Annotated in this window: 15 protein-coding genes; 11 read left to right on the top strand and 4 right to left on the bottom strand. The window is 59.7% G+C overall.

The annotated features are described in order from the left end of the window. Positions 1–20: 20 nt before the first annotated feature. A complete protein-coding gene (locus ACFQ2F_RS04010) occupies positions 21–1,340 on the bottom strand; it encodes a type II toxin-antitoxin system HipA family toxin (RefSeq protein WP_379086036.1) in 1,320 nt (439 codons plus the stop codon). Then, complete coding sequence (locus ACFQ2F_RS04015) at positions 1,340–1,591, bottom strand: helix-turn-helix domain-containing protein (RefSeq protein ID WP_379086039.1); 252 nt, start codon at positions 1,589–1,591, stop codon at positions 1,340–1,342. The genes ACFQ2F_RS04010 and ACFQ2F_RS04015 overlap by 1 nt, the downstream gene beginning before the upstream one ends. A 133-nt stretch (positions 1,592–1,724) precedes the next feature. Here ACFQ2F_RS04015 and ACFQ2F_RS04020 point away from each other — a divergent pair, with 133 nt between their 5' ends. Beyond that, positions 1,725–2,054 (top strand): hypothetical protein, encoded by a 330-nt coding sequence (locus ACFQ2F_RS04020; protein WP_379086042.1) that lies wholly within the window; start codon positions 1,725–1,727, stop codon positions 2,052–2,054. A 310-nt stretch (positions 2,055–2,364) separates the two neighbouring features. Here ACFQ2F_RS04020 and ACFQ2F_RS04025 read toward each other — a convergent pair whose 3' ends face one another. After that, entirely contained in the window at positions 2,365–3,537 is a 1,173-nt protein-coding gene (locus tag ACFQ2F_RS04025) for a hypothetical protein (RefSeq protein ID WP_379086044.1), read from the bottom strand. 10 nt (positions 3,538–3,547) lie between these two features. Continuing rightward, positions 3,548–4,192, bottom strand: a complete 645-nt coding sequence (locus tag ACFQ2F_RS04030; protein WP_379086047.1) for a helix-turn-helix domain-containing protein — start codon at positions 4,190–4,192, stop codon at positions 3,548–3,550. Between the two features lie 612 nt (positions 4,193–4,804). Here ACFQ2F_RS04030 and ACFQ2F_RS04035 point away from each other — a divergent pair. From ACFQ2F_RS04035 to ACFQ2F_RS04080, 10 genes are all read left to right on the top strand, one after another. Further along, the gene (locus ACFQ2F_RS04035; RefSeq protein WP_379086050.1) at positions 4,805–5,623 is read left to right on the top strand and encodes a transporter; all 819 of its coding nucleotides are present in this window, start codon (positions 4,805–4,807) and stop codon (positions 5,621–5,623) included. Positions 5,624–5,827: 204 nt separating this feature from the next. After that, the gene (locus tag ACFQ2F_RS04040; protein WP_379086053.1) at positions 5,828–7,111 is read left to right on the top strand and encodes a 4-aminobutyrate--2-oxoglutarate transaminase; all 1,284 of its coding nucleotides are present in this window, start codon (positions 5,828–5,830) and stop codon (positions 7,109–7,111) included. Between the two features lie 336 nt (positions 7,112–7,447). Next, a complete protein-coding gene (locus ACFQ2F_RS04045) occupies positions 7,448–9,469 on the top strand; it encodes a hydantoinase/oxoprolinase family protein (protein WP_379086056.1) in 2,022 nt (673 codons plus the stop codon). 9 nt (positions 9,470–9,478) lie between these two features. Continuing rightward, a complete protein-coding gene (locus ACFQ2F_RS04050; RefSeq protein ID WP_379086059.1) occupies positions 9,479–11,263 on the top strand; it encodes a hydantoinase B/oxoprolinase family protein in 1,785 nt (594 codons plus the stop codon). A gap of 191 nt (positions 11,264–11,454) precedes the next feature. Further along, the gene (locus ACFQ2F_RS04055; protein ID WP_379086062.1) at positions 11,455–12,696 is read left to right on the top strand and encodes an ABC transporter substrate-binding protein; all 1,242 of its coding nucleotides are present in this window, start codon (positions 11,455–11,457) and stop codon (positions 12,694–12,696) included. Between the two features lie 78 nt (positions 12,697–12,774). Then, positions 12,775–13,653: a branched-chain amino acid ABC transporter permease gene (locus tag ACFQ2F_RS04060; RefSeq protein ID WP_379086065.1), complete on the top strand. Its 879-nt coding sequence runs from the start codon at positions 12,775–12,777 to the stop codon at positions 13,651–13,653. A 3-nt stretch (positions 13,654–13,656) separates the two neighbouring features. Further along, positions 13,657–14,676 carry a branched-chain amino acid ABC transporter permease gene (locus tag ACFQ2F_RS04065; RefSeq protein ID WP_379086068.1) on the top strand — a complete coding sequence of 340 codons (1,020 nt, stop codon included), beginning with the start codon at positions 13,657–13,659 and terminating at the stop codon, positions 14,674–14,676. Beyond that, entirely contained in the window at positions 14,673–15,476 is an 804-nt protein-coding gene (locus ACFQ2F_RS04070) for an ABC transporter ATP-binding protein (RefSeq protein ID WP_379086071.1), read from the top strand. The genes ACFQ2F_RS04065 and ACFQ2F_RS04070 overlap by 4 nt, the downstream gene beginning before the upstream one ends. After that, positions 15,476–16,189, top strand: coding sequence for an ABC transporter ATP-binding protein (locus ACFQ2F_RS04075; RefSeq protein WP_379086073.1), 714 nt, complete (start codon positions 15,476–15,478; stop codon positions 16,187–16,189). Before ACFQ2F_RS04070 ends, ACFQ2F_RS04075 begins: the two co-directional genes overlap by 1 nt. Before the next feature lie 13 nt (positions 16,190–16,202). Continuing rightward, the gene (locus ACFQ2F_RS04080; RefSeq protein ID WP_379086076.1) at positions 16,203–18,653 is read left to right on the top strand and encodes a GcvT family protein; all 2,451 of its coding nucleotides are present in this window, start codon (positions 16,203–16,205) and stop codon (positions 18,651–18,653) included. The last annotated feature ends 28 nt before the right edge of the window (positions 18,654–18,681 follow it).

Here is an 18,681-nt window from a genome sequence, read left to right on the forward strand (position 1 = left end):
CTGGTCTTCAGACTTCTGGCCTAGGGGCTATCGACGAGCTCAAGGCTCCGAAGGCGGGCTTTGACGGCCGTGCTGACCGACTCGTGAATGTAGGCCGGAAAATCTGCGGGCAAGCTCGCCTGGACTCGCTCTATCGCACCTTCGGCATTTTCGGCGATCTCTTCTAGGGCTGACACCACGACTGCTTTTGGCAGGCGCGCCTCTCCGCCCGTCTGCACAAAATGCCGCGCATGTACTTGATCGATGCGGTAGCGACGTTTCTTGCCGACAGACATGGCGAGCTTCATTTGCTTGCGCTCAATCTGGCGACTATCGAGGCTTGGCTGTGCGGTCAGCACATCATAAAGCGGGGTCATACGGTAGCTATCGCCGGGCCCTAGAAAGACGCTGAAATTTTTGGCGTGCCCATCTGTTGCGCCAAGCAACCAGAACAGGATTTGGGCTTTGATGAACACCGCCTGATCTTCTGCCGGCGTATCACTGCCTTTGAGCAGATTCAGGATAGCAACCATGCCTGGCCCGCCATCACTTTGGTATTTTAGTGTCGGTGGCACCGATAGAGCCTGGCAGCAATCCTCTTGCGGCATGCGCAGGAGCCGGCCTTCTCTCGTCCACCTTCGGTCAAAGCGCTCAATGACGAGAGCAGTGGTCTCCCCGAAGGTTTTGATTTCGGCTGCGTTCACCGGCAGGCCGAAGGCCTCGATAAATTTCAAACTGTAATATTCATTCTCGACGCTGTTCGACAGATCGATCCCATTGGGCAACTGGCCGATCTGTGTCTTGAACATATGAGTGGTCGGCGTTGTGCCATGAGGTTTGAGCCACTGACCGTCATGCCAGAGCAGGGCGGTCTTTTCCTGTGCGCCGGCCACTGAAATCCTGAACTCGTCATCCCGGCTCAGGCCTAGCGGTGCCTGCTTCAGGCTACTGAGCAGTCTTTCGATAGCCGCGTCGTCAAGGGCGTCGCCTTCGATCGCACCGGTCGTATCGATCACCTCATCGCTATCCGCGATGAATTGTAGCGCGCCAACACAGTCACGGCCGATTTCAGCAAGCAGGCTATAGGCATCGCTGCCGCGCGCGCCGACCTTCTCGGCAACCGTGCGCCGTAAAGCATCTGAGTCGGGCAGAAGATTTTCAAAGACGGCAGCCACCGGCTCGCCGCGATAGGCGTCTTCGCGCAGCGGCAGCGAGAGCGAAACGGGCAGGGCATGCTCCCAGGAAAGCCAGCTTTCATCATACTGAAAGCCGATTGCGCCGCTCGGCTCCTTGGTAAGGCGGCCAACAAGGCGGTTATTCAGGTAAACGCGTAGAGGCTCATACTGGCGGCGGCGCGGCATCAGAATATGTCCTCGATGGAGCTGGTCTGGCCCTTCGAGCGCTTCGTGATATGGAATTCCAGGTCGAGAGCGGCCAGCACCGCAAGCATGGTCTCCAGCTTCGTGGCGGGGTTACCGCTTTCGATCAGCGATATGGTTTCCTGACGCAGCCCGGCTTTGTCACCAAGCTGCGTTTGGGTCCAGCCCAGCTTCCTGCGGGAGCGCCGGACTAGGTTGCCGATCTGTTTTGGAGTGCGGGCAAGGTCTGTCATACGCCCAATTATGACCTAAATCCGATAAGTATGCAATATCGGAATTGACACATAATATGAATTTATGCTCTAAGTCCAATAAACACTATTTATGCGAATTAGCGCATAGAGGTAACATAGGAACTTCGATGTGATGACAAAGCACAACTACGAGATTCCCCGTAAAACCGATGAGGAAATCGAAGACAAGCGCCAGGAAGAGCTGAAGAAATGGCACAAGCGCATCAAAAAGGAGGAACTTCACGAAGAGCCGTTCGCCCGGGGCGGTAAAGACTTCTATGCCACCTATCACCTGGCCTGGATCACGATGCTCAACGTAGAGAGCTATCTAGTCGAACATCCCTCAATTTTCGGCGATGAGTTGCTGTACCGCCGGGCCGTTCATATCCAGGACGAGTTGTTCCGCCTTTGTCAGGATATGGGTGCGTTGAACAGTGACGACTCTGCAAAGCAGGCGGAGTGACTCGCAAACGCTTCCGGCCTCAGCCCCGTAAGACTGCAGAGTCTACCAAAGCGGTTGCGGGCCCCCGCAACCAATTTTCCTAAGCAGTAAGTCACTGAGTTGGCCGCCCTTCTTCGGAAGCCTTTCCGAATTCGGCCAGCGCAGCCTCAGCACATCTGTGCGGCCGTGAGGTTTTGCTCTTTTGCGAATGTCGTGCGGAGCGCCGGTATGCGGTTGTTTGATGACTGTATGATCGGCTCTGCGAGCTAGCACATCAAGTTTGCGCCAGAGACAGTTGCGCACGAGTGGCGCCGCCGATGTCTCTATCGATTCATCCGTGGGTCTGCTGCGGCTGTTTGCGGTTTTCGATCACGGTTCCGAGCCCCGCCAGGATGGCGATCGCGAGTGCTACGAGAAGGGCGGAAGAATAGTTTCCGGCTTGTTCAAAGAGTATGGCCGAGACCCAGGGGCCCGAAAGGCCGGCCAAACCATAGCCAATCATCAGCCGGCCATAGACCGGTCCAATGGAGGCAGCGCCGAAGCGTTCGGCAACCACTTGAGGCATGATCGAGGCGGAGCCGCCAAAAACCAATCCAACCGCGCCGGTGGCAAAGAGTGCCGCAGCCGAACCATTTGCAAAAAACGCCGCGGCCAGGCCCAAGCCGAGTATGGCGAAGCTAAGCCGAAGGGCACGGACGGCGGAAATCTTTTGTACCAGCAAGCCGCCCGTCAGAGAGCCTGCGATATAGGTGGCGTTCAGGAGCATCGGGCCCCAAGAGAGATGGTCTTTGGGTACTCCGGCTTCGCTCAGGATGCCGGTGGAGTGGGCGACGAAGGTCAATCCGGGATAGCAGAGCGCGAAAAAGAGGAACCCGAGGAGGAGCATCGGGCCGAGCGTGGCGCGGCTCGCGTTGGCCGTTTGAGGGGCTGCAGACTCCTGCTCTGGGCTTCGAACGGCGAAGGCAATGATCAGGCAGACGAGAGCACCGATCACAAGCAGGGCGATGCCGATGTCGATCAGCACCGCTCGGACTCCGGCAGTCTCGATCAGGTGCGGCAGGAAGTTCGATAGAACGATGCCACTTATGGCGAAACTCGCTGTGGTTATGCCAATGGAGAGACCGCGTCGCGCGTCGGGCATCTTGGAGGCGAGCGCCAAGGCCAGCCCGTACCCCGACCCGCACCCAAACCCGAACAGGATGGCGTAGCCGACCAGGAGCGCCGGATAGCTAAAAATGGCGCCGGTGAGCAAGAACCCGCCGCCTGCCAGCGCGAAGGTAAAGATGGCGAAGCCGATCCAATTTATGCGACGCAGCAGCGCGTGGTGGACGACCATGCCCAGGGTGAACATTCCGAGCGCCACGGCGGGGCCAACACTGAGAGCTCCGCGCGATATCCCCAGCGCTTGCTCCAACGGGAGCATAAAGAGGCTCCAAACATAGAGCACCCCCATCGCCGCATTGGTGACGACGGCGCCGAACAGGAGATTTGCTTGTCGGATCATTGCGGGGCGGTCAGTTCTTGGGCGGTGTCGTGATCCAGATAATCTTGGCGTCTTGGCCGCCTAGAATTTTCCAGGAATGCGGACGCTCGGACCGAAAGTGGAAAGAGTCTCCCGCAACTGCGCGCTGGGGTGCCCCGTCGACCGTGAGTTCAATCTCCCCTTCGAGCACATATCCAAACTGTTCGCCTTCTTGGGTGGCTGCCGACGGCGCGGCGGCATCGGCTCCAAGTAATAGGAGACGGCATTCGAGCATTTGGTTTTCGGCGTTGGGCGCCAGAGGCTCGATGCGGCTTCCGCGGCCTAGCTGTGGAGCGTCGAAAGAAATCCGCTTGGCCGCGCTCATCACCGCGAGATCTTCGTCGCTGTCTTCGGTAAAGAGTTGGCTGATACTCATGCCCAGAGCGACCGCCAGCCGCTGCAGCGTCTTGAGCGACGGATCGGCGTGACCATTCTCGATCTTGGAAAGCAGCGATTCCGAGCAGTCGGCCGCCTCCGCCACTTCCTTTAGCGTCAGGCCCCGAAGTCTCCGCGTGAAGCGGATCTTGTTTCCAAAGTTCATTTTCCCCCGCCCTCTCTGTTCGGCTCCACCCTCAGGCACCCAGATTTTCAGCCCCGACCTTTGCCGGGAAGCACCGCCGGCGAAGACATCGGGCATGGGGCGACCGGATACGGGGCGCTCCCTTCGCGATTGTCTCAGGTCCTCGATCCTCGGGAGGCCGACAAGGGCATTAACGCGCCGTACCGGTGATGCCTTCCCAAGTGTCCGCAAAGGATGTCCCTTCCACTATACCGCGTGAAAAACTTGATTGATTAGAAAGCTAATTAATCAGCGTTCACGTGGCTTTCATAGCATGACTTAGACCTCGATGCAGCAGGCCTATTGTCAAGGTCCCCGGATAAGCCTCTTGAACCGCTCCAAAGCGATTGCGGATCGCTAGGGGACTGTCACAACGATCAAAACTGTCCACAGGGCCGGCTTCGCAGCTCCGTCGGAGCCCCTCCGAACCCCAGTTTCTCATTTTCTTCGGCAGCTGCTGCATAACTGCAACAGGCCCTAACGATGAATTTCTCGCCATAAAAATTCACAAAAGATTTGTATTTATGGCCACTTAGCTAGACTCGTTCATTGAAGTTTCCGCATTGCCAAAAATTTCATCGGCTTCACGCATACTTTCTTATCATTCATGTCGCTTGACACTGGCTCATCCCGGTCGCAAACCAAGAGGAGGTTCAAGAGCGCTGAACGCGGATTTTTGGGGGATAGAAGATGTTTTTGCCGATGAAACGTAAGGTCTTGGCGGGCGCCTTTGCTGCTTTTGCCGCCATTGTGGGGATCAATACGGAAGCTGCTGCGGGTGGGATGTCCGCGCCGGGATATACGTCCGGCCTGCCGATCTATGCGATCCTTCCGAAGGGGATGTACTACCTCAACCAAACCCAGTCGAATGAGCGAAGCGTTGCCGGCGACGACATTCGGACGAACAGCAACATCTTCTTTTTCTACTATCAGAGCGATATGGAAATTGCGGGCGGTGCAGTGTCGTACGTCCTCGCTCCGACGCTGTTCGACTACACCTCCACGGGCGGCTATCACGCGCTCGGGATGTACAACACCTATCTGGCTTCTCAGATCGACTGGGAAATTGCGGACGGGCTGTACTTCGGTGCTCGTTTGGGCGGCTATGTCCCGCAAGACGGCGAGCTCGCCTATGACTACGGGGCCATCGAGCCGCGCTTCGGCTTCACTTATATGAAAGATGGCTGGCTCGGCTTGGCGAACTTTATTTTCGGCTTTCCGGCCGGTGGGACTGCCGGAGATATGGCGCCGAATTATTTTCTCGCCGATTTCTCCATCACCAAAGCCTTCGGGAAGTGGACCATCGGTCCGGTCGCTCATACGTCGACAGATCTCGATACACCCTATCCGGGCTATGAAAAGCAGAGCCAGTTCGCCGTGGGCGGTCTCATTGGCTACGACCTAGGCGGTGCCACGCTTCAGACCAAACTCACCACCGACCTGACCGAAGAGAACTACGGCGGCAAGGAAACCGCCCTTTGGACCAATCTTATTCTCAAGCTCTGGTAGGCGTACCGAACTTGGATTCAGCGTCCCTGCGGAGGCTGAAAAAGAGGGCGCGATCGACGGTCAACGTCGTCGCGCCCTTTTTGGCGTTTGCGGACAATCAAGAAATTTGGCCCTTCCCCAGGGGCGGAGATCTCCGCGATCGATGGCGACGACCTTCGAAGGCGCGGTGCAAACTTTGAAGACGAAAGGGAGAGGAACCTCGGAATGTCGAATAGCCAGCTGGAGACCAGGCGGTCGGACGTTATTGCGCGCGGTGTGGGCGTCGCCACAGATATCTATGCCGAGAAGGCGGAGAATGCAGAGATTTGGGATGTCGAAGGTCGTCGCTTCATCGATTTCTCCGCCGGCATTGCGGTGGTCAATACTGGCCACCGCCATCCGAGAGTGATCGAGGCGGTCAAGGAGCAGTTGGATCGCTTCACGCACACCTGCCATCAGGTCGTGGGCTATGAGAGCTATGTCCGTCTGGCCGAACGCCTCAACGATCTGGTTCCGGGTGATTTCGACAAGAGAACGATCTTCGTCACGACAGGCGCCGAGGCGGTCGAAAACGCGGTCAAGGTGGCGCGCGCCGCCACCAACAGACCGGCGGTCATCGCGTTTACCGGCGGGTTCCACGGACGGACCTTCATGGGGATGACTCTGACCGGCAAGGTGGTGCCCTACAAAACCGGCTTCGGGTCCATGATGCCCGACGTCTTCCATGTTCCCTTTCCGGTCGAGTTGCACGGCTCCTCGGCCGATGACGCGTTTGCCGCGCTCGAGAAGATGTTCAGATCCGATGTCGCTCCGTCGCGGGTGGCGGCCTTCATCATCGAACCGGTCCAGGGCGAAGGTGGGTTCTACGAAACCCCGCGCGCCTTCATGAGCCGCCTTCGAGAAACCGCCGACGAGCACGGCATTTTGCTGATTGCAGACGAGGTGCAGACGGGATTCGCCCGAACAGGGAAGATGTTTGCAATGCAGCATTACGATGTTGTTGCCGATATCACGACCATGGCGAAAGGGCTCGGCGGCGGCTTTCCGATCGCCGCCGTCACCGGACGTGCCGACGTCATGAACGCCGCGATGCCTGGCGGACTCGGGGGCACCTACGGCGGCAGCCCCGTTGGGGTGGCAGCCGGCAATGCCGTGCTCGACGTCATCCAGGAGGAGGAGCTCTGCGACCGGGCGCAGATGCTCGGTGCGCGCTTGAAGCAGCGGTTGCAGTCGCTTGTCGAATCCGTTCCGCAGATTGCCGACGTGCGGGGACCGGGGTTCATGAACGCCGTAGAGTTCAACGTACCGGGAGCCGGCAAGCCGGATGCGGATTTTGCCAACAAAGTACGCCGGCGCGCGCTGGACAAGGGATTGATTTTGCTGACCTGCGGCGTCTACGGCAACGTCATCCGCTTTCTGTCCCCCCTTACGGTTCAGGACGAGGTCTTCAGTGAGGCGCTCGATATCCTGGAAGCCACGTTGCGGGAATGCGCAGCCGAGGCCTGCTGAGCGCCTTCAGACTTCGGCTGCCGGTCGGGCCGGGACTGTAGCCCTGCCGATCCATCTCTGAAAATCCACAAAGCGACGACTGCATCGTCGGCCGCCGATAGCCGATCAGGCTGTCGGCGCCATCCCCTTTGCCTAATACCCTGTTTCGACGGGGAGCGGAGGAGCCGCCATCTCGAACGCCTAGAGATTATGCATCGAGGTGAGCACAGTGCTTTCACTTGGAGCAAAAGTGATATTGCGGCGCAATAATTTCACTCTTCTGCCGAAAAGAATTGACATCGTATTTTTCATGAAGTGAACTTTGGCAGACAAAAATTCATATGCAGGGAGACACTCATGTGGCGTGTAGGTATCGATGTTGGCGGAACATTCACTGATCTCTTCGCGTGGAGTGAAGAAGACGGCTCTTACAAGACGGCGAAAGTTCTCACGACAAAAGACGACAGGTCTCGGGGCGTTCTGCAGTCCATTGAAAAGGCCGGCATTCCCTTCGAGCAGATTTCGTTTCTGATGCACGGCACGACGACCGCCACGAACTCGCTGATCGAGAGAGACTATCCAGACGCGGCTTTCATCACAACCGACGGGTTCCGCGACACAATCGAGATCGGCAGGCAGCATCGCAAATATCTTTACGATCCCTATCAGGTGAAGCCTGAACCGTTGATTCAGCGCCGCAACCGGTTCTCGATCAACGAGCGCATGTCGGCCAAGGGCGAGGTGCGGCGCGAACTCGATGAAGGCGCCGCCCGGGAGCTTGCCCGTACGATCAAAGAGGGTGGGTTCCAGGCCGTCGGCATCGGTTTCATCAACGCCTATGCAAATCCCGCCCATGAAGAGCGGATGCGCGAGATCGTGCTGGAGGAAGCGCCTGACGCCCATGTGGTGATCTCGGCGGAGACTCGCCCGATCTTCCGCGAGCATGCCCGGTTCTCGACCACGGCGATCCGCGCCTGCCTCATGCCGGTCATGACAACGTATTTCGATCGTCTTTCAGAGGCCTTGGGCGAGCGCGGCTTCAAGGGCACGTTGCTCATTCTGAAGAGTAACGGCGGCGTGATGGGGCCGCAGAACGCGAAGCTGCGTCCTGAAGAACTGATCGAATCCGGCCCTGCGGGCGGCGTCGCTTATGCCGCGTATCTGACCCACACCACGGATTTCGACAACATCATCCATACCGACGTGGGTGGCACCAGCTACGACGTTTCGATTGTCGAAAACGGCAGCGGTCTGATCACGCGCGACTACGAGTTGGAGTGGGAGGTTCCGGTCTCGGTTCCTATGCTCGACATCCACAGCGTCGGCGCCGGGGGCGGCTCTATCGGTTGGGTCGACAACGGCGGCTCGCTGCGTGTCGGCCCGCAGAGCGCGGGCTCCGAGCCCGGGCCAGCATGCTACGGCCGCGGTGGTACCGAAGCCACGATCACTGATGCCAATTTGGTGTTGGGCCGTCTCAATCCTTCCCTGAGCGACAAATTCGAACTGGACATGGCGGCAGCGGAAGCCGCGATCGACCGGCTTGCGGAAAAGGTCGGGCTATCTCGGCTGGAGACTGCCGATGGCATGATCAAGATCTCCTGCGAAACGATGGCCCAAGCCGTGAAGGGTGTCGTGGTGGCGCGTGCTCGCGATCCGCGTGACTTCGTGCTGGCCAGTTTCGGCGGGGCGGGGCCCATGCATGCCTGCTTCGTCGCGCAGGCGATGAGTATTCCGAAGGTGGTCATCCCGGGGCAGGCTGGTGTGGCATCGGCATTTGGTGCCACGGCAATGAACATTCGCCATGACATCGAAGCCTTCCACTATGCGCCGCTGGCCGATGTCAATGTTGACGACCTGAACCGGATCTATGACGGGCTCGAGGAAGAGGCGAAGACGCGCCTCGCCGCCGATGGCATCGACGTGGAGTCTATGGAGCTCACGCGTACTGCGCAGATGCGCTACATCGGCCAGACCTACGAAGTCGACACCGACGTGCCGGCCGGCGTGTTGAGTGCCGGTGACTCGGAAACGATCGCCACGAGTTTTCACAAGGCCCACGCGAAGGAATTCGGGGTCTCCAACGAAAGCTTTCCGATCGCATTCATCGCGTTGGCCGTGACTGCTACGGGCAAGCTGAAAGAGCCGCCGATCTACGATTTCGGCGCCAAGAAGCCCCTAGAAAGCCATGCATCCCGGAGCGTCTATTTCGACGGCACCTGGCATGACGCGGCTCTGTACGACGGAAGTGCGATCGGACCGGGCAGCAGCATGTCAGGCCCGGCGATCGTCGAATATCTCGATTCAATCGCGGTGATCCCGCCGGGGTGCGGGGCGGTCGTGGATAACGGCGGCAATCTGATCGTCACAATCGGTAAGTGAGGAAACATCATGAGCGTTCAAGAAACTCAAGAGCCCGCCGGTCACTTCGGAGACGTTGACCCGGTCACATTCGAGGTGCTCCGCAATACGTTCGAGTATGCCTGCAACCGAATGACCACGATCATGCAGAAGACGGCCTTCTCGCCAATCTTGGCGGACGTGCTGGACTTCTCAAATGCGGTGTACGATCCGGATCTCCGGTTGCTGTCTCAGGCGGCGAACTGTCCGGTGCATCTCGCTGCGATGCAATACAGCGCCGACGCGGCGGTCAAGAAATACCCGATCAAGGATATGAAACCAGGCGATATCTTCGCGCTGAATGATCCTTATCAGGGCGGCACGCACACCAACGACATCACCTTCATCATGCCGATCTATCTCGACGGCGAGCTTCTCGGCTTTGCCGTGAGCCGTGGCCATTGGATGGATTTCGGCGGCGGTGCAGCGGGTGGCATGTCCTTCTCAACCCATGTGGCTGCCGAGGGTCTGCGCATCCCGCCAATCAAAGCCTTCGAGAATTACCAGGTGAAGGACGACTTCCTGGCGATCCTCCTCAACAACACGCGTACGCCGTTTTTCGTCGAAGGCGATCTCCAGGCGCATCTCGGTGCGCTCAAGGCTGCCGAGCAGGAAATGCAACGGGCGGCCGCGCGCTACGGTATCGAGACCGTGAAGGCCGCGATGCGCGAGCTGATCGGCTATACCGAGCGGATCATCCGCAAGAGCATCGAGGAGATTCCGGACGGCATCTATACGGCATCCGATGTCGCCGACACGGACGGCTTTCAGATCGAACCGGTCACGGTGAAGGTCACGCTGATCGTGAAGGGATCGGAGATCCTGGTGGACTTCGAAGGGTCCGATCCGGTCTGCAAGGGGTCGATCAACTCGCCCTATGCCAATACGGCGTCGGCAGCCTTCTACTCATTGCAGTTCTTCCTGGCGCCCCACGCGCCGTCCAATTGGGGCATGTTCGCGCCGATCACGCTGAACATCCCCGAAGGCACCTGGCTCAATCCTGAATGGCCGGCGCCGGTCATCGGCTGCACCACGCTGACCTCCTCGAAGATCACGAGCGCGATCTGGCAGGCTCTGGCTCAGGCGATCCCAGATCGGGTGACCGGCTCGACCTGTTCAGAGTGCAATTGGTTCGTGGGCTCGACAAAGGACGAGTTCGGAAACGCGAATGTGTTCTCGGACCTTCCGGCCGGCGGATGGGGCGGCACGCCCTACAGCGACGGTATGAGCGTCACCATGGATCCGTTGGGCAACTGCATGAACATGCCAGCCGAATCCGCCGAGCTGCTCTTCCCAATCGAATACGAGGCGTTCGAGCTGCGGCCCGACTCTGCCGGGGCCGGCAAGTTCCGGGGCGGCCTGGGCGCCGTTTTCAAGGTCCGCTTCCTCTACGAGGGCGACATGAACATGGAGACGTCGCGGACACGCGAAGGCAGCCCCGGTGTGGGCGGTGGTGAGCGCAGTGCCGTGCAACGCACGACCCACCTGTATCCCGATGGCCGCAAGGTCGTCATCGGCGGGACCGACGACGACGGCAATTGGGTCAGCCCGCTGTTGTCGGAGCACCCGTTCGGGAAGGAAGAGGTCTTCATGTTCGAGAGCACCGGAGGTGGCGGATGGGGCAACCCCCATGAGCGGCCGGTCGAGAAAGTCCTCGACGATGTGATCGACGGATATGTCTCGCTGGAGAAGGCGCGTGAGAGCTACGGGGTGGCCATCGACCCGGCCACCATGACCGTGGACGAAGTGGCGACGGCGAAGCTGCGCGCGGCCTGATCACGACAAATCGCAAGGCGTATGGCGGGGGAAATCCCCCGCCATACGGAGAATACCTGCGGGCATGCTGTCCGCGGGGTGGCCCAGCTCATCTGCAAGGAGAGTGAGAGATGACGAAGTCAATAGGGAATAAGCCAACCTCGCGGCGCGCCTTTTTGGGAGGTACCGCAAGTGCCGCACTCGGCGCGGGGATGCTGGCGTCGATCAATCAATCGAAGGCCGCCGAGTCCGGCACGATTCCGATCGGGCAGATGGCGTCGCTGACCGGCGGGCTGGCCGTGGATGGTATCGAGCACAAGAATGGTTTGGAGATGGCGTGCGAAGAGATCAACGCCGCCGGCGGTATTCTCGGCAAGAAGCTGGAGCCGGTCACCATCGACAGTAAGGGGCAGACCGCCGAAGAGGTCACGGCTGCCGCGCGACAGTTGATCGACCGTCACGAGGTCCATGCGATCATCAACGGCTACAATGTCGGTGCCAACCAGGCCGAATACGACTCCATTGCCGACGCCGGTATCATCTACATCCATTACAACACATCGATCGGGCATCACGAGGTCTTCGAGAGCGATCCCGAGCGCTATACCGGCATCTTCATGGCTGATCCGGCCGAATATTATTATGGCGTCGGCCTGCCGATCATGCTCGACCGGATCCGGAAGAAGGGCGTTTGGAAACCAGAAAACAATAAGATCGCACTCGTCACCGGCTCGCTCCCGTATTCCATCGTGATCTCCAACGCGATCAAGAAGACCGCTCCGAAATACGGCTTCGAAGTTTCGTTCGAGGAGGTCGTGCCGGTTCCCACCACGGATTGGGGTGCCGTCCTCAACAAGGTGCGGGCTCAGAATCCGGCAGTTATCGCCAACACGCATTTCTTTCCCGCGGATCTGGCACAGTTTCAGATCCAGTTCGCCGAGAACCCCACCAATAGTCTGGTCTACATGCAGTACGGCCCGCTGCTGAAAACGTTCTCGGAAATCGCGGGCGAGGCGGCACGCGGCGTGATGTCTTCCTCCGTGATCGGCATTCTGCCCGATGAGATGGGCAACGAATTCCGGCAGGCGTATTGGAAGCGCTTCGGCAAGGATGCCGAGGCCGATCCGGGTGCCTCGACCTACTCGGAAATGTACCAGTACGCGCTTGCTGCGGCGCTTGCCGGCGGCACTGGCGAACCGGGCAACTACGAGCAGAACAGGAAGATCGCGGACAACTTGCGCAGGTTTGGATACCGCGCGCCGTTCGGCACGCTGCGCTATGTGCCGAAATACAATGCGGCGATCCCCTATCCGACCGTATCGGATGACCCGTCCCTGGCGATGCCGCATCTGCTGTACCAGATCACCGATCCGAAGGCCGAGGTTCCGAAGAAGCTCATCTTCCCGGAGCCTTACAACGAGATCGAGTTCTCGGTTCCGGCCTGGTTCTCATAGTCGCCTGTATCCCGGCCTCCTTCAAAGGGAGGCCGGGATCTCATTCCAAAAAGCACACCGCAAGAAGAGGGGCGAGGGATGGCGACGCTGTCCGGCATTCTGTCCAGCGCTATTACGCTGGGCGCAATATACGCCGCAAGTTCGGTTTCGCTGGCGCTGCTTTGGGGCAGCATTCGGATGCTGAACCTGGCGCACGGCGCATTCATCGTCGCCGGGGCCTATGGCTCCGTAATTCTGGTCACCTTCCTGGGACTGCCCTGGTGGTGCGGGTTGCTCGGCGGGGTGCTGGGCGGCGCGTTGGGGGGGCTCGTCGTTTATCTGGGCTTGGTGCGCTGGGTCTTCGGGCGTCCCGGCTTCGATCTCAAGATCATCATTCTCACCATGGCGATGAGCACGATCGCAGTGGACATGATCAACAACCTGATCGGTCCGCGCATGCAGTCTCAGCCGTTTCGTGTCGACGGCCGGTTCGACTTTCTCGGTCTGAACATGCCGCTGCAGACACTCTTGGTGGTCGCCGGTTGCGGCGCCATGGTCGTCGCCCTGCAATTGATCGTCGAAAAGACGAGTCTTGGCCGTCTGATCCGGGCGGTGTCCCAAGACATGACTGCGGCGCAGCTGAACGGCATTCCGGTGCAATGGGTCGTGCTGCAGGTCATTATCCTGGCCGGGGTGGTCGCGGGTCTGTCAGGCGTGTTCCTAACGACCTTCACCACGGTCTATCCCACCGCCGGTTTCGACCCGCTTCTCAAAGCGCTGATCGTTTGCGTCGTGGGCGGGCTCGGGAGCATTCCCGGCGCCCTGATCGCCGCGTTCCTGCTGGCGCTAATCGAGGCGACGGTTCAATACACGCTTGGGGTCAAGTGGGGCTTTCCGGTGCTGCTGCTCTCGGTGGTGGTGGTGCTGACCTACTTTCCCAACGGCCTGTTCGGACGCCAGGAACTGGTGAGGAACTGAGCCATGAAGACGCTATCTCCCCTTCAACGTGACGATCTCCTGTGCCTCGTCCTTGCACTGGGGCTCATCGCCATCCCACTGCTCGGGCCCTCGAACTACCTGCTTGGCCAAATCACTCTTTTCGTGCTCTGGGCTGCCGTAGTCACCCAGTGGAATCTTGTTTTCGGCGTGGCCGGCATCCTGTCGATCGGTCACTTGGCTCTGTTTGCCGCGGGCGGGTACGCGACGGCTTTGTTGGGGGTCTATTTCGATCTGTCGCTGTGGCTAACCTTGCCGGTGGCTGCGCTGGCGGGACTTGCGATCAGCCTCTTCATGGGGCTGACCACATTGCGGCTCCGCGGGGCGTATGTGGTCGTCATGACCCTGGCCATCGCCATGACGCTCTACCAGATCATCGTGACGGATGTGGCCTGTTTCCGGCAGTCGCAAACCGTCTGCTATTCGTTCAGCGGCGGCGCGCGCGGTCTCTCGCGCTACGGCGATTTCGGTTTCCGGGAACTGCTCGGATACAAATGGATCGCGATCGGGAATTTCTACGTGGCCGTAGCCGCGCTGGTTTTAGGCACGCTCGTTGCGATCGCCATCATTCATAGTCCCTACGGCAAAGCCTTCCAGGCGATGCGCGACAACGAAGTCGCCGCCTCCGCCCGCGGCATCGAGGTCCACAAATATCAGCTGATCGTTTTCGCCGTGGCGGGCTTGTTCACCGGGCTGACCGGCGGGGTCTACGCGGGCGTTATCGGCACCTTCGGACCACAAGTCTTGGAGTTGCCAACGCTGCTGTTCCTGCTTTCGATGATGGTCGTCGGTGGCCCCGGAACGGTGTGGGGGCCGATTCTCGGCACCGCCGCGCTCGCCTTCGTGGATGAAGGATTCCGCGATCTCGCCGAGTGGCGAAACACCGGCTACGCGGTGATTTTGATCATCATGATGCTTGCGCTGCCCGACGGAATTGTCGGCGGTATGAAGCGCCTTGCGAAGAGCATCCCCCTTGGGAACGTCCGAGCGGGAGGCGAGCAATGACGCGCAAGAAGAAGCAGGCGCCACTGTTGCAAGTGGAAGGCCTCACGAAAGCCTATGGCGCGATGAAGGCGGTCGACGATCTGAGCTTTTCCGTCAATGCCGGAGAAGTTCTGGGCATCGGCGGGCCTAACGGTGCGGGCAAGACGACGTTGTTCGATCTGCTTTCGGGGGTCACGCCGCCGAGCAGTGGCAAGGTGACGTTCGACGGGCATGACATCACCACGCTTCGGGCGCCGGAGATCTGCCATTTGGGGCTGAGCCGGACCTTTCAGCTCAACGCCGTCTTCAATTCCATGACGGTGCGCGACAACCTTCTGACAAGCACATACTTCGGTGTGGAGAACCGGCGGGTGCCCGGGCTCGTCTTCGATCGGAAGGCCCGTTCCTACACCGATGAGGTGCTGCAGCTCACAGGGTTGACCGACCACGCGGACGTTCTGGCGGGCGATCTACCTGTCGTACAGCTCAAGCTCCTGATGCTGGGCAGCGCAATCGTCAGCCGGCCGAAGCTGGTCTTGCTGGATGAGCCTGTGGGTGGGTTGAACCCGGCCGAAATCGAGGCCTGCGCCGAGGTCTTCTCTCATCTGCGTGAATTCCACGGCATCACCATCGTGGTCATCGAGCACGTGATGAGCTTCATGACCGCCTTCGCCGACAAGGTGATGATCTTGCATCACGGCGCGAAGCTTCATGAAGGACCGGCGGGATCGCTCTCCGACAATCGCGAAGTTGTGGACGTGTTTCTGGGAACCTCCGGAGCTGCCGACACCGACAAGTCCGAAGAGCAGGGAGCGGTCTGATGGCGTTGCTCGAAACCCAGAAACTGACCGCCTCCTACGGGACCGGGAACGTTCTACACGACATCGACTTTTCGATCGACGAAGGCGAAGCCGTCGGCATCGTGGGACCGAACGGCCATGGCAAGACAACATTGCTGCGTGCCATCTCCGGGCTGATGCCCAGGAGCTCGGGCCGGATCTTGTTTGCCGGCGAGTCCATCACGAAAAAGGCAGCCGACAAGATTGCCGCTTCTGGGCTCGTCCACGTGCCTCAGGGCGACCTCGTGTACCCCAACATGACCATCCTCGATAACCTTCTGGTCGGGGGATATTCCAACGCCTCGCAACAGGTCACCCAGGCGCAGCTCGGAAAGGTGTTCGGGCTGTTTCCCAGGCTGCGCGAGCGGACCGGACAGATGGCTAGTTCGCTGTCCGGGGGCGAGCGCCGAATGCTGGGAATCGGGCGCGGCCTGATGATGGCCGACATCCGGATTCTGATGCTCGACGAACCCTCGCTCGGGCTCGCGCCGGTCGTCATCGAGCAGATCTACCAAGCCGTTCAGGATCTGCGCGCAGACGGCATGACCGTGATCATCGTCGAAGAGAATGTCATGCGCGCCGCCAGCGTTGTCGGTCGGCTGCACCTCATGGACAGCGGTCAGTTCGTCTGGAGCGGCACACCCGACGAGATGAAAGAAAACAAACAAATTATCGACACCTACCTAGGGGCATGACGCGGAGGACTTCATGAGTACACCAAGCAAAGCAGACGTCGTGATTGTCGGAGGCGGCATTACAGGCTGCGCCATCGCCTATCATTTGACAAAGATCGGAGTCACCGACGTCGTCCTTTGCGAACGCAAGCAACTGACCTGCGGCACCACCTGGCATGCGGCCGGTCTCGTCACTCAGCTACGCGCCACGCGCAACATGACGGAACTTGCGAAATACACCGGCGAGCTGTTCCGCGAACTCGAGACAGAGACCGGGCAGGCGACCGGTTTCAAACAGAACGGTTCGGTGCGTGTAGCCGGTAACGAGGCGCGTTTCGAGGAGTTGAAGCGCGGCGCTTCGATGGCTCGCAATTTCGGGCTTCCCGCCGATGTGATCAGTGCTGAGGAGATCAAGGAACGCTGGCCGCTGGTGAATGTCGACGATCTGCTGGGCGGGATCTGGATGCCCAATGACGGGCAGATCAATCCGGCGGACGTGACCCTCGCGATGGCGAAGGGTGCGCGGATGCGGGGCGCCAAGGTGCTTGAGAATACGCCGGTGAAGAAGGTGATCGTGGAGAATGGCCGTGCCGTCGGGGTTGAGCTCCCCGATGGCGAAATTCGGGCCGACAAGGTGGTCATCGCCGGCGGCATGTGGTCGCGAGAATTCGCTGCTCAGATCGGTGTCTCGCTGCCGCTTCATGCGGCCGAGCATTTCTACATCGTGACCGAATCCATGGAGGGATTAACGCGCGATCTACCTGTGCTGTTTGTTGGCCACGAATGCTCCTACTACAAGGAGGATGCGGGGAAATTGCTGCTCGGCTGTTTTGAGCCGGAGGCCAAACCCTGGGGCCATGAAGGGATCCCGGAGGATTTCTCGTTCGACAGTTTGCCGGAGGATTTCGAGCATTTCGAACCCATCCTCGAACAGGCGGTGAAGCGCGTTCCGCAACTGGAGGAGACTGGTATCCAACTCTTCTTCAACGGCCCCGAAAGCTTCACACCGGACGATCGCTATCTGCTGGGCGAAACGCCCGAAGTGCGGGACCTCTTCTGCGCCTGCGGTTTCAATTCGGTTGGCATCCTGTCTTCGGGCGGGGTCGGCAAGGCGTTGGCCAGCTGGATCAAGGACGGCCATTCACCGATGGAGCTGGCCGACGTGGACGTACGGCGCATGCAGCCGTTCCAGTCGAACAGCAAGTATCTCTACGACCGCACGAAGGAAACATTGGGGCTCCTCTACAAGATGCACTGGCCGTACCGGCAGTACGAGACGGCGCGGGACGTTCGCAAGAGTCCGTTCCACGACCGGCTTCTCGCCATGGGTGCATCGATGACGGAAGCCGCCGGCTATGAGCGACCCGGATTTTTCGCAGGCGACGGCAGCTCCACCGAGATCGGCTACTCCTTCGGACCGCAAAGCTGGTTCGACGATGCCAAGCGAGAGTCCCTCAATACCGAAACCAACGTGACCCTCTTCGACCAGAGCTGCTACGTGAAGTTCCGGGTCGAGGGGCGCGATGCCTGCAAGGTCCTCAACCACGTCAGCGCCAACAATGTCGATGTGGAGCCGGGCAAGGTCGTCTACACGCAGTGGCTGAACGAGCGCGGTGGCATTGAGGCGGACGTGACCATCACGCGGCTGTCGGAGACGGCTTATATGGTGGTGACGATCGTCGCCTCTCAAATGCGCGACTTCTCCTGGCTGCAGCGGCACATCCCCGAAGACGCCCACGCGATCGTCACCGATGTCAGTCCCGCTATGGCGATGCTGGCTCTCATGGGGCCGAAGTCCCGCGCTCTGCTGCAGAAAGTGTCGACGGCCGATCTGTCCAATGAAGGTTTTCCCTTCGGGACAAGCCGCGAAATCGAGATCGGATACGCGATGGTTCGGGCCAGCCGGCTGACCTATGTCGGCGAGTTGGGCTGGGAACTTTATATCCCGTCGGACTTCGCGCTGCATGTCTTCGACCGCATCGTCGAGACAGGCGATGAGTTCGGCCTGCAATGCGGCGGCTTCTTCGCGATCAACTCAATGCGAATGGAGAAGGCTTACCGTCATTGGGGCCACGATATCGGCGAGGATGATACGCCAGTGGAGGCTGGGCTGAGCTTCGCGGTTGATTTCGATAAGCCGTCCGGCTTCATCGGTCAGTCCGCAGTGGTTGCCCAACGTCAGGCCGGCGTTCCGACCAAGCGACTCGTTCAGTTTCAACTCTCGGAAATCGAAACGCCGCCGTTGCTCTATCACGAAGAGCCGATCTGGAAAGACGACAAGATCGTCGGATCGATCACCTCCGGCGGTTATGGGCACAGGATCGGCCGTTCGCTCGGCATGGGCTACGTGCATTGCGAAGATGGCGTCGGGAAAGACTTCCTGCGCGACGGTGGTTTCGAGATTGAGGTGGCCTGCGAGCGCTATTCGGCCGAACCCTCGCTCAGCCCGTTCCTCGATCCTTCCCGTAGCCGAACCCAATCCTGAAACGCGCCTCCGTCTCGGACGGTGTACG

Source organism: Methyloligella solikamskensis, assembly GCF_042676065.1.
Lineage (GTDB): Bacteria > Pseudomonadota > Alphaproteobacteria > Rhizobiales > Methyloligellaceae > Methyloligella > Methyloligella solikamskensis.

Bases quoted from the DNA above. Each gene is read 5' to 3' on its own strand.
- ACFQ2F_RS04010 (WP_379086036.1), bottom strand. From the start codon at position 1,340: ATGCCGCGCCGCCGCCAGTATGAGCCTCTACGCGTTTACCTGAATAAC.
- ACFQ2F_RS04015 (WP_379086039.1), bottom strand. From the start codon at position 1,591: ATGACAGACCTTGCCCGCACTCCAAAACAGATCGGCAACCTAGTCCGG.
- ACFQ2F_RS04020 (WP_379086042.1), top strand. From the start codon at position 1,725: ATGACAAAGCACAACTACGAGATTCCCCGTAAAACCGATGAGGAAATC.
- ACFQ2F_RS04025 (WP_379086044.1), bottom strand. From the start codon at position 3,537: ATGATCCGACAAGCAAATCTCCTGTTCGGCGCCGTCGTCACCAATGCG.
- ACFQ2F_RS04030 (WP_379086047.1), bottom strand. From the start codon at position 4,192: ATGCCCGATGTCTTCGCCGGCGGTGCTTCCCGGCAAAGGTCGGGGCTG.
- ACFQ2F_RS04035 (WP_379086050.1), top strand. From the start codon at position 4,805: ATGTTTTTGCCGATGAAACGTAAGGTCTTGGCGGGCGCCTTTGCTGCT.
- ACFQ2F_RS04040 (WP_379086053.1), top strand. From the start codon at position 5,828: ATGTCGAATAGCCAGCTGGAGACCAGGCGGTCGGACGTTATTGCGCGC.
- ACFQ2F_RS04045 (WP_379086056.1), top strand. From the start codon at position 7,448: ATGTGGCGTGTAGGTATCGATGTTGGCGGAACATTCACTGATCTCTTC.
- ACFQ2F_RS04050 (WP_379086059.1), top strand. From the start codon at position 9,479: ATGAGCGTTCAAGAAACTCAAGAGCCCGCCGGTCACTTCGGAGACGTT.
- ACFQ2F_RS04055 (WP_379086062.1), top strand. From the start codon at position 11,455: ATGCTGGCGTCGATCAATCAATCGAAGGCCGCCGAGTCCGGCACGATT.
- ACFQ2F_RS04060 (WP_379086065.1), top strand. From the start codon at position 12,775: ATGGCGACGCTGTCCGGCATTCTGTCCAGCGCTATTACGCTGGGCGCA.
- ACFQ2F_RS04065 (WP_379086068.1), top strand. From the start codon at position 13,657: ATGAAGACGCTATCTCCCCTTCAACGTGACGATCTCCTGTGCCTCGTC.
- ACFQ2F_RS04070 (WP_379086071.1), top strand. From the start codon at position 14,673: ATGACGCGCAAGAAGAAGCAGGCGCCACTGTTGCAAGTGGAAGGCCTC.
- ACFQ2F_RS04075 (WP_379086073.1), top strand. From the start codon at position 15,476: ATGGCGTTGCTCGAAACCCAGAAACTGACCGCCTCCTACGGGACCGGG.
- ACFQ2F_RS04080 (WP_379086076.1), top strand. From the start codon at position 16,203: ATGAGTACACCAAGCAAAGCAGACGTCGTGATTGTCGGAGGCGGCATT.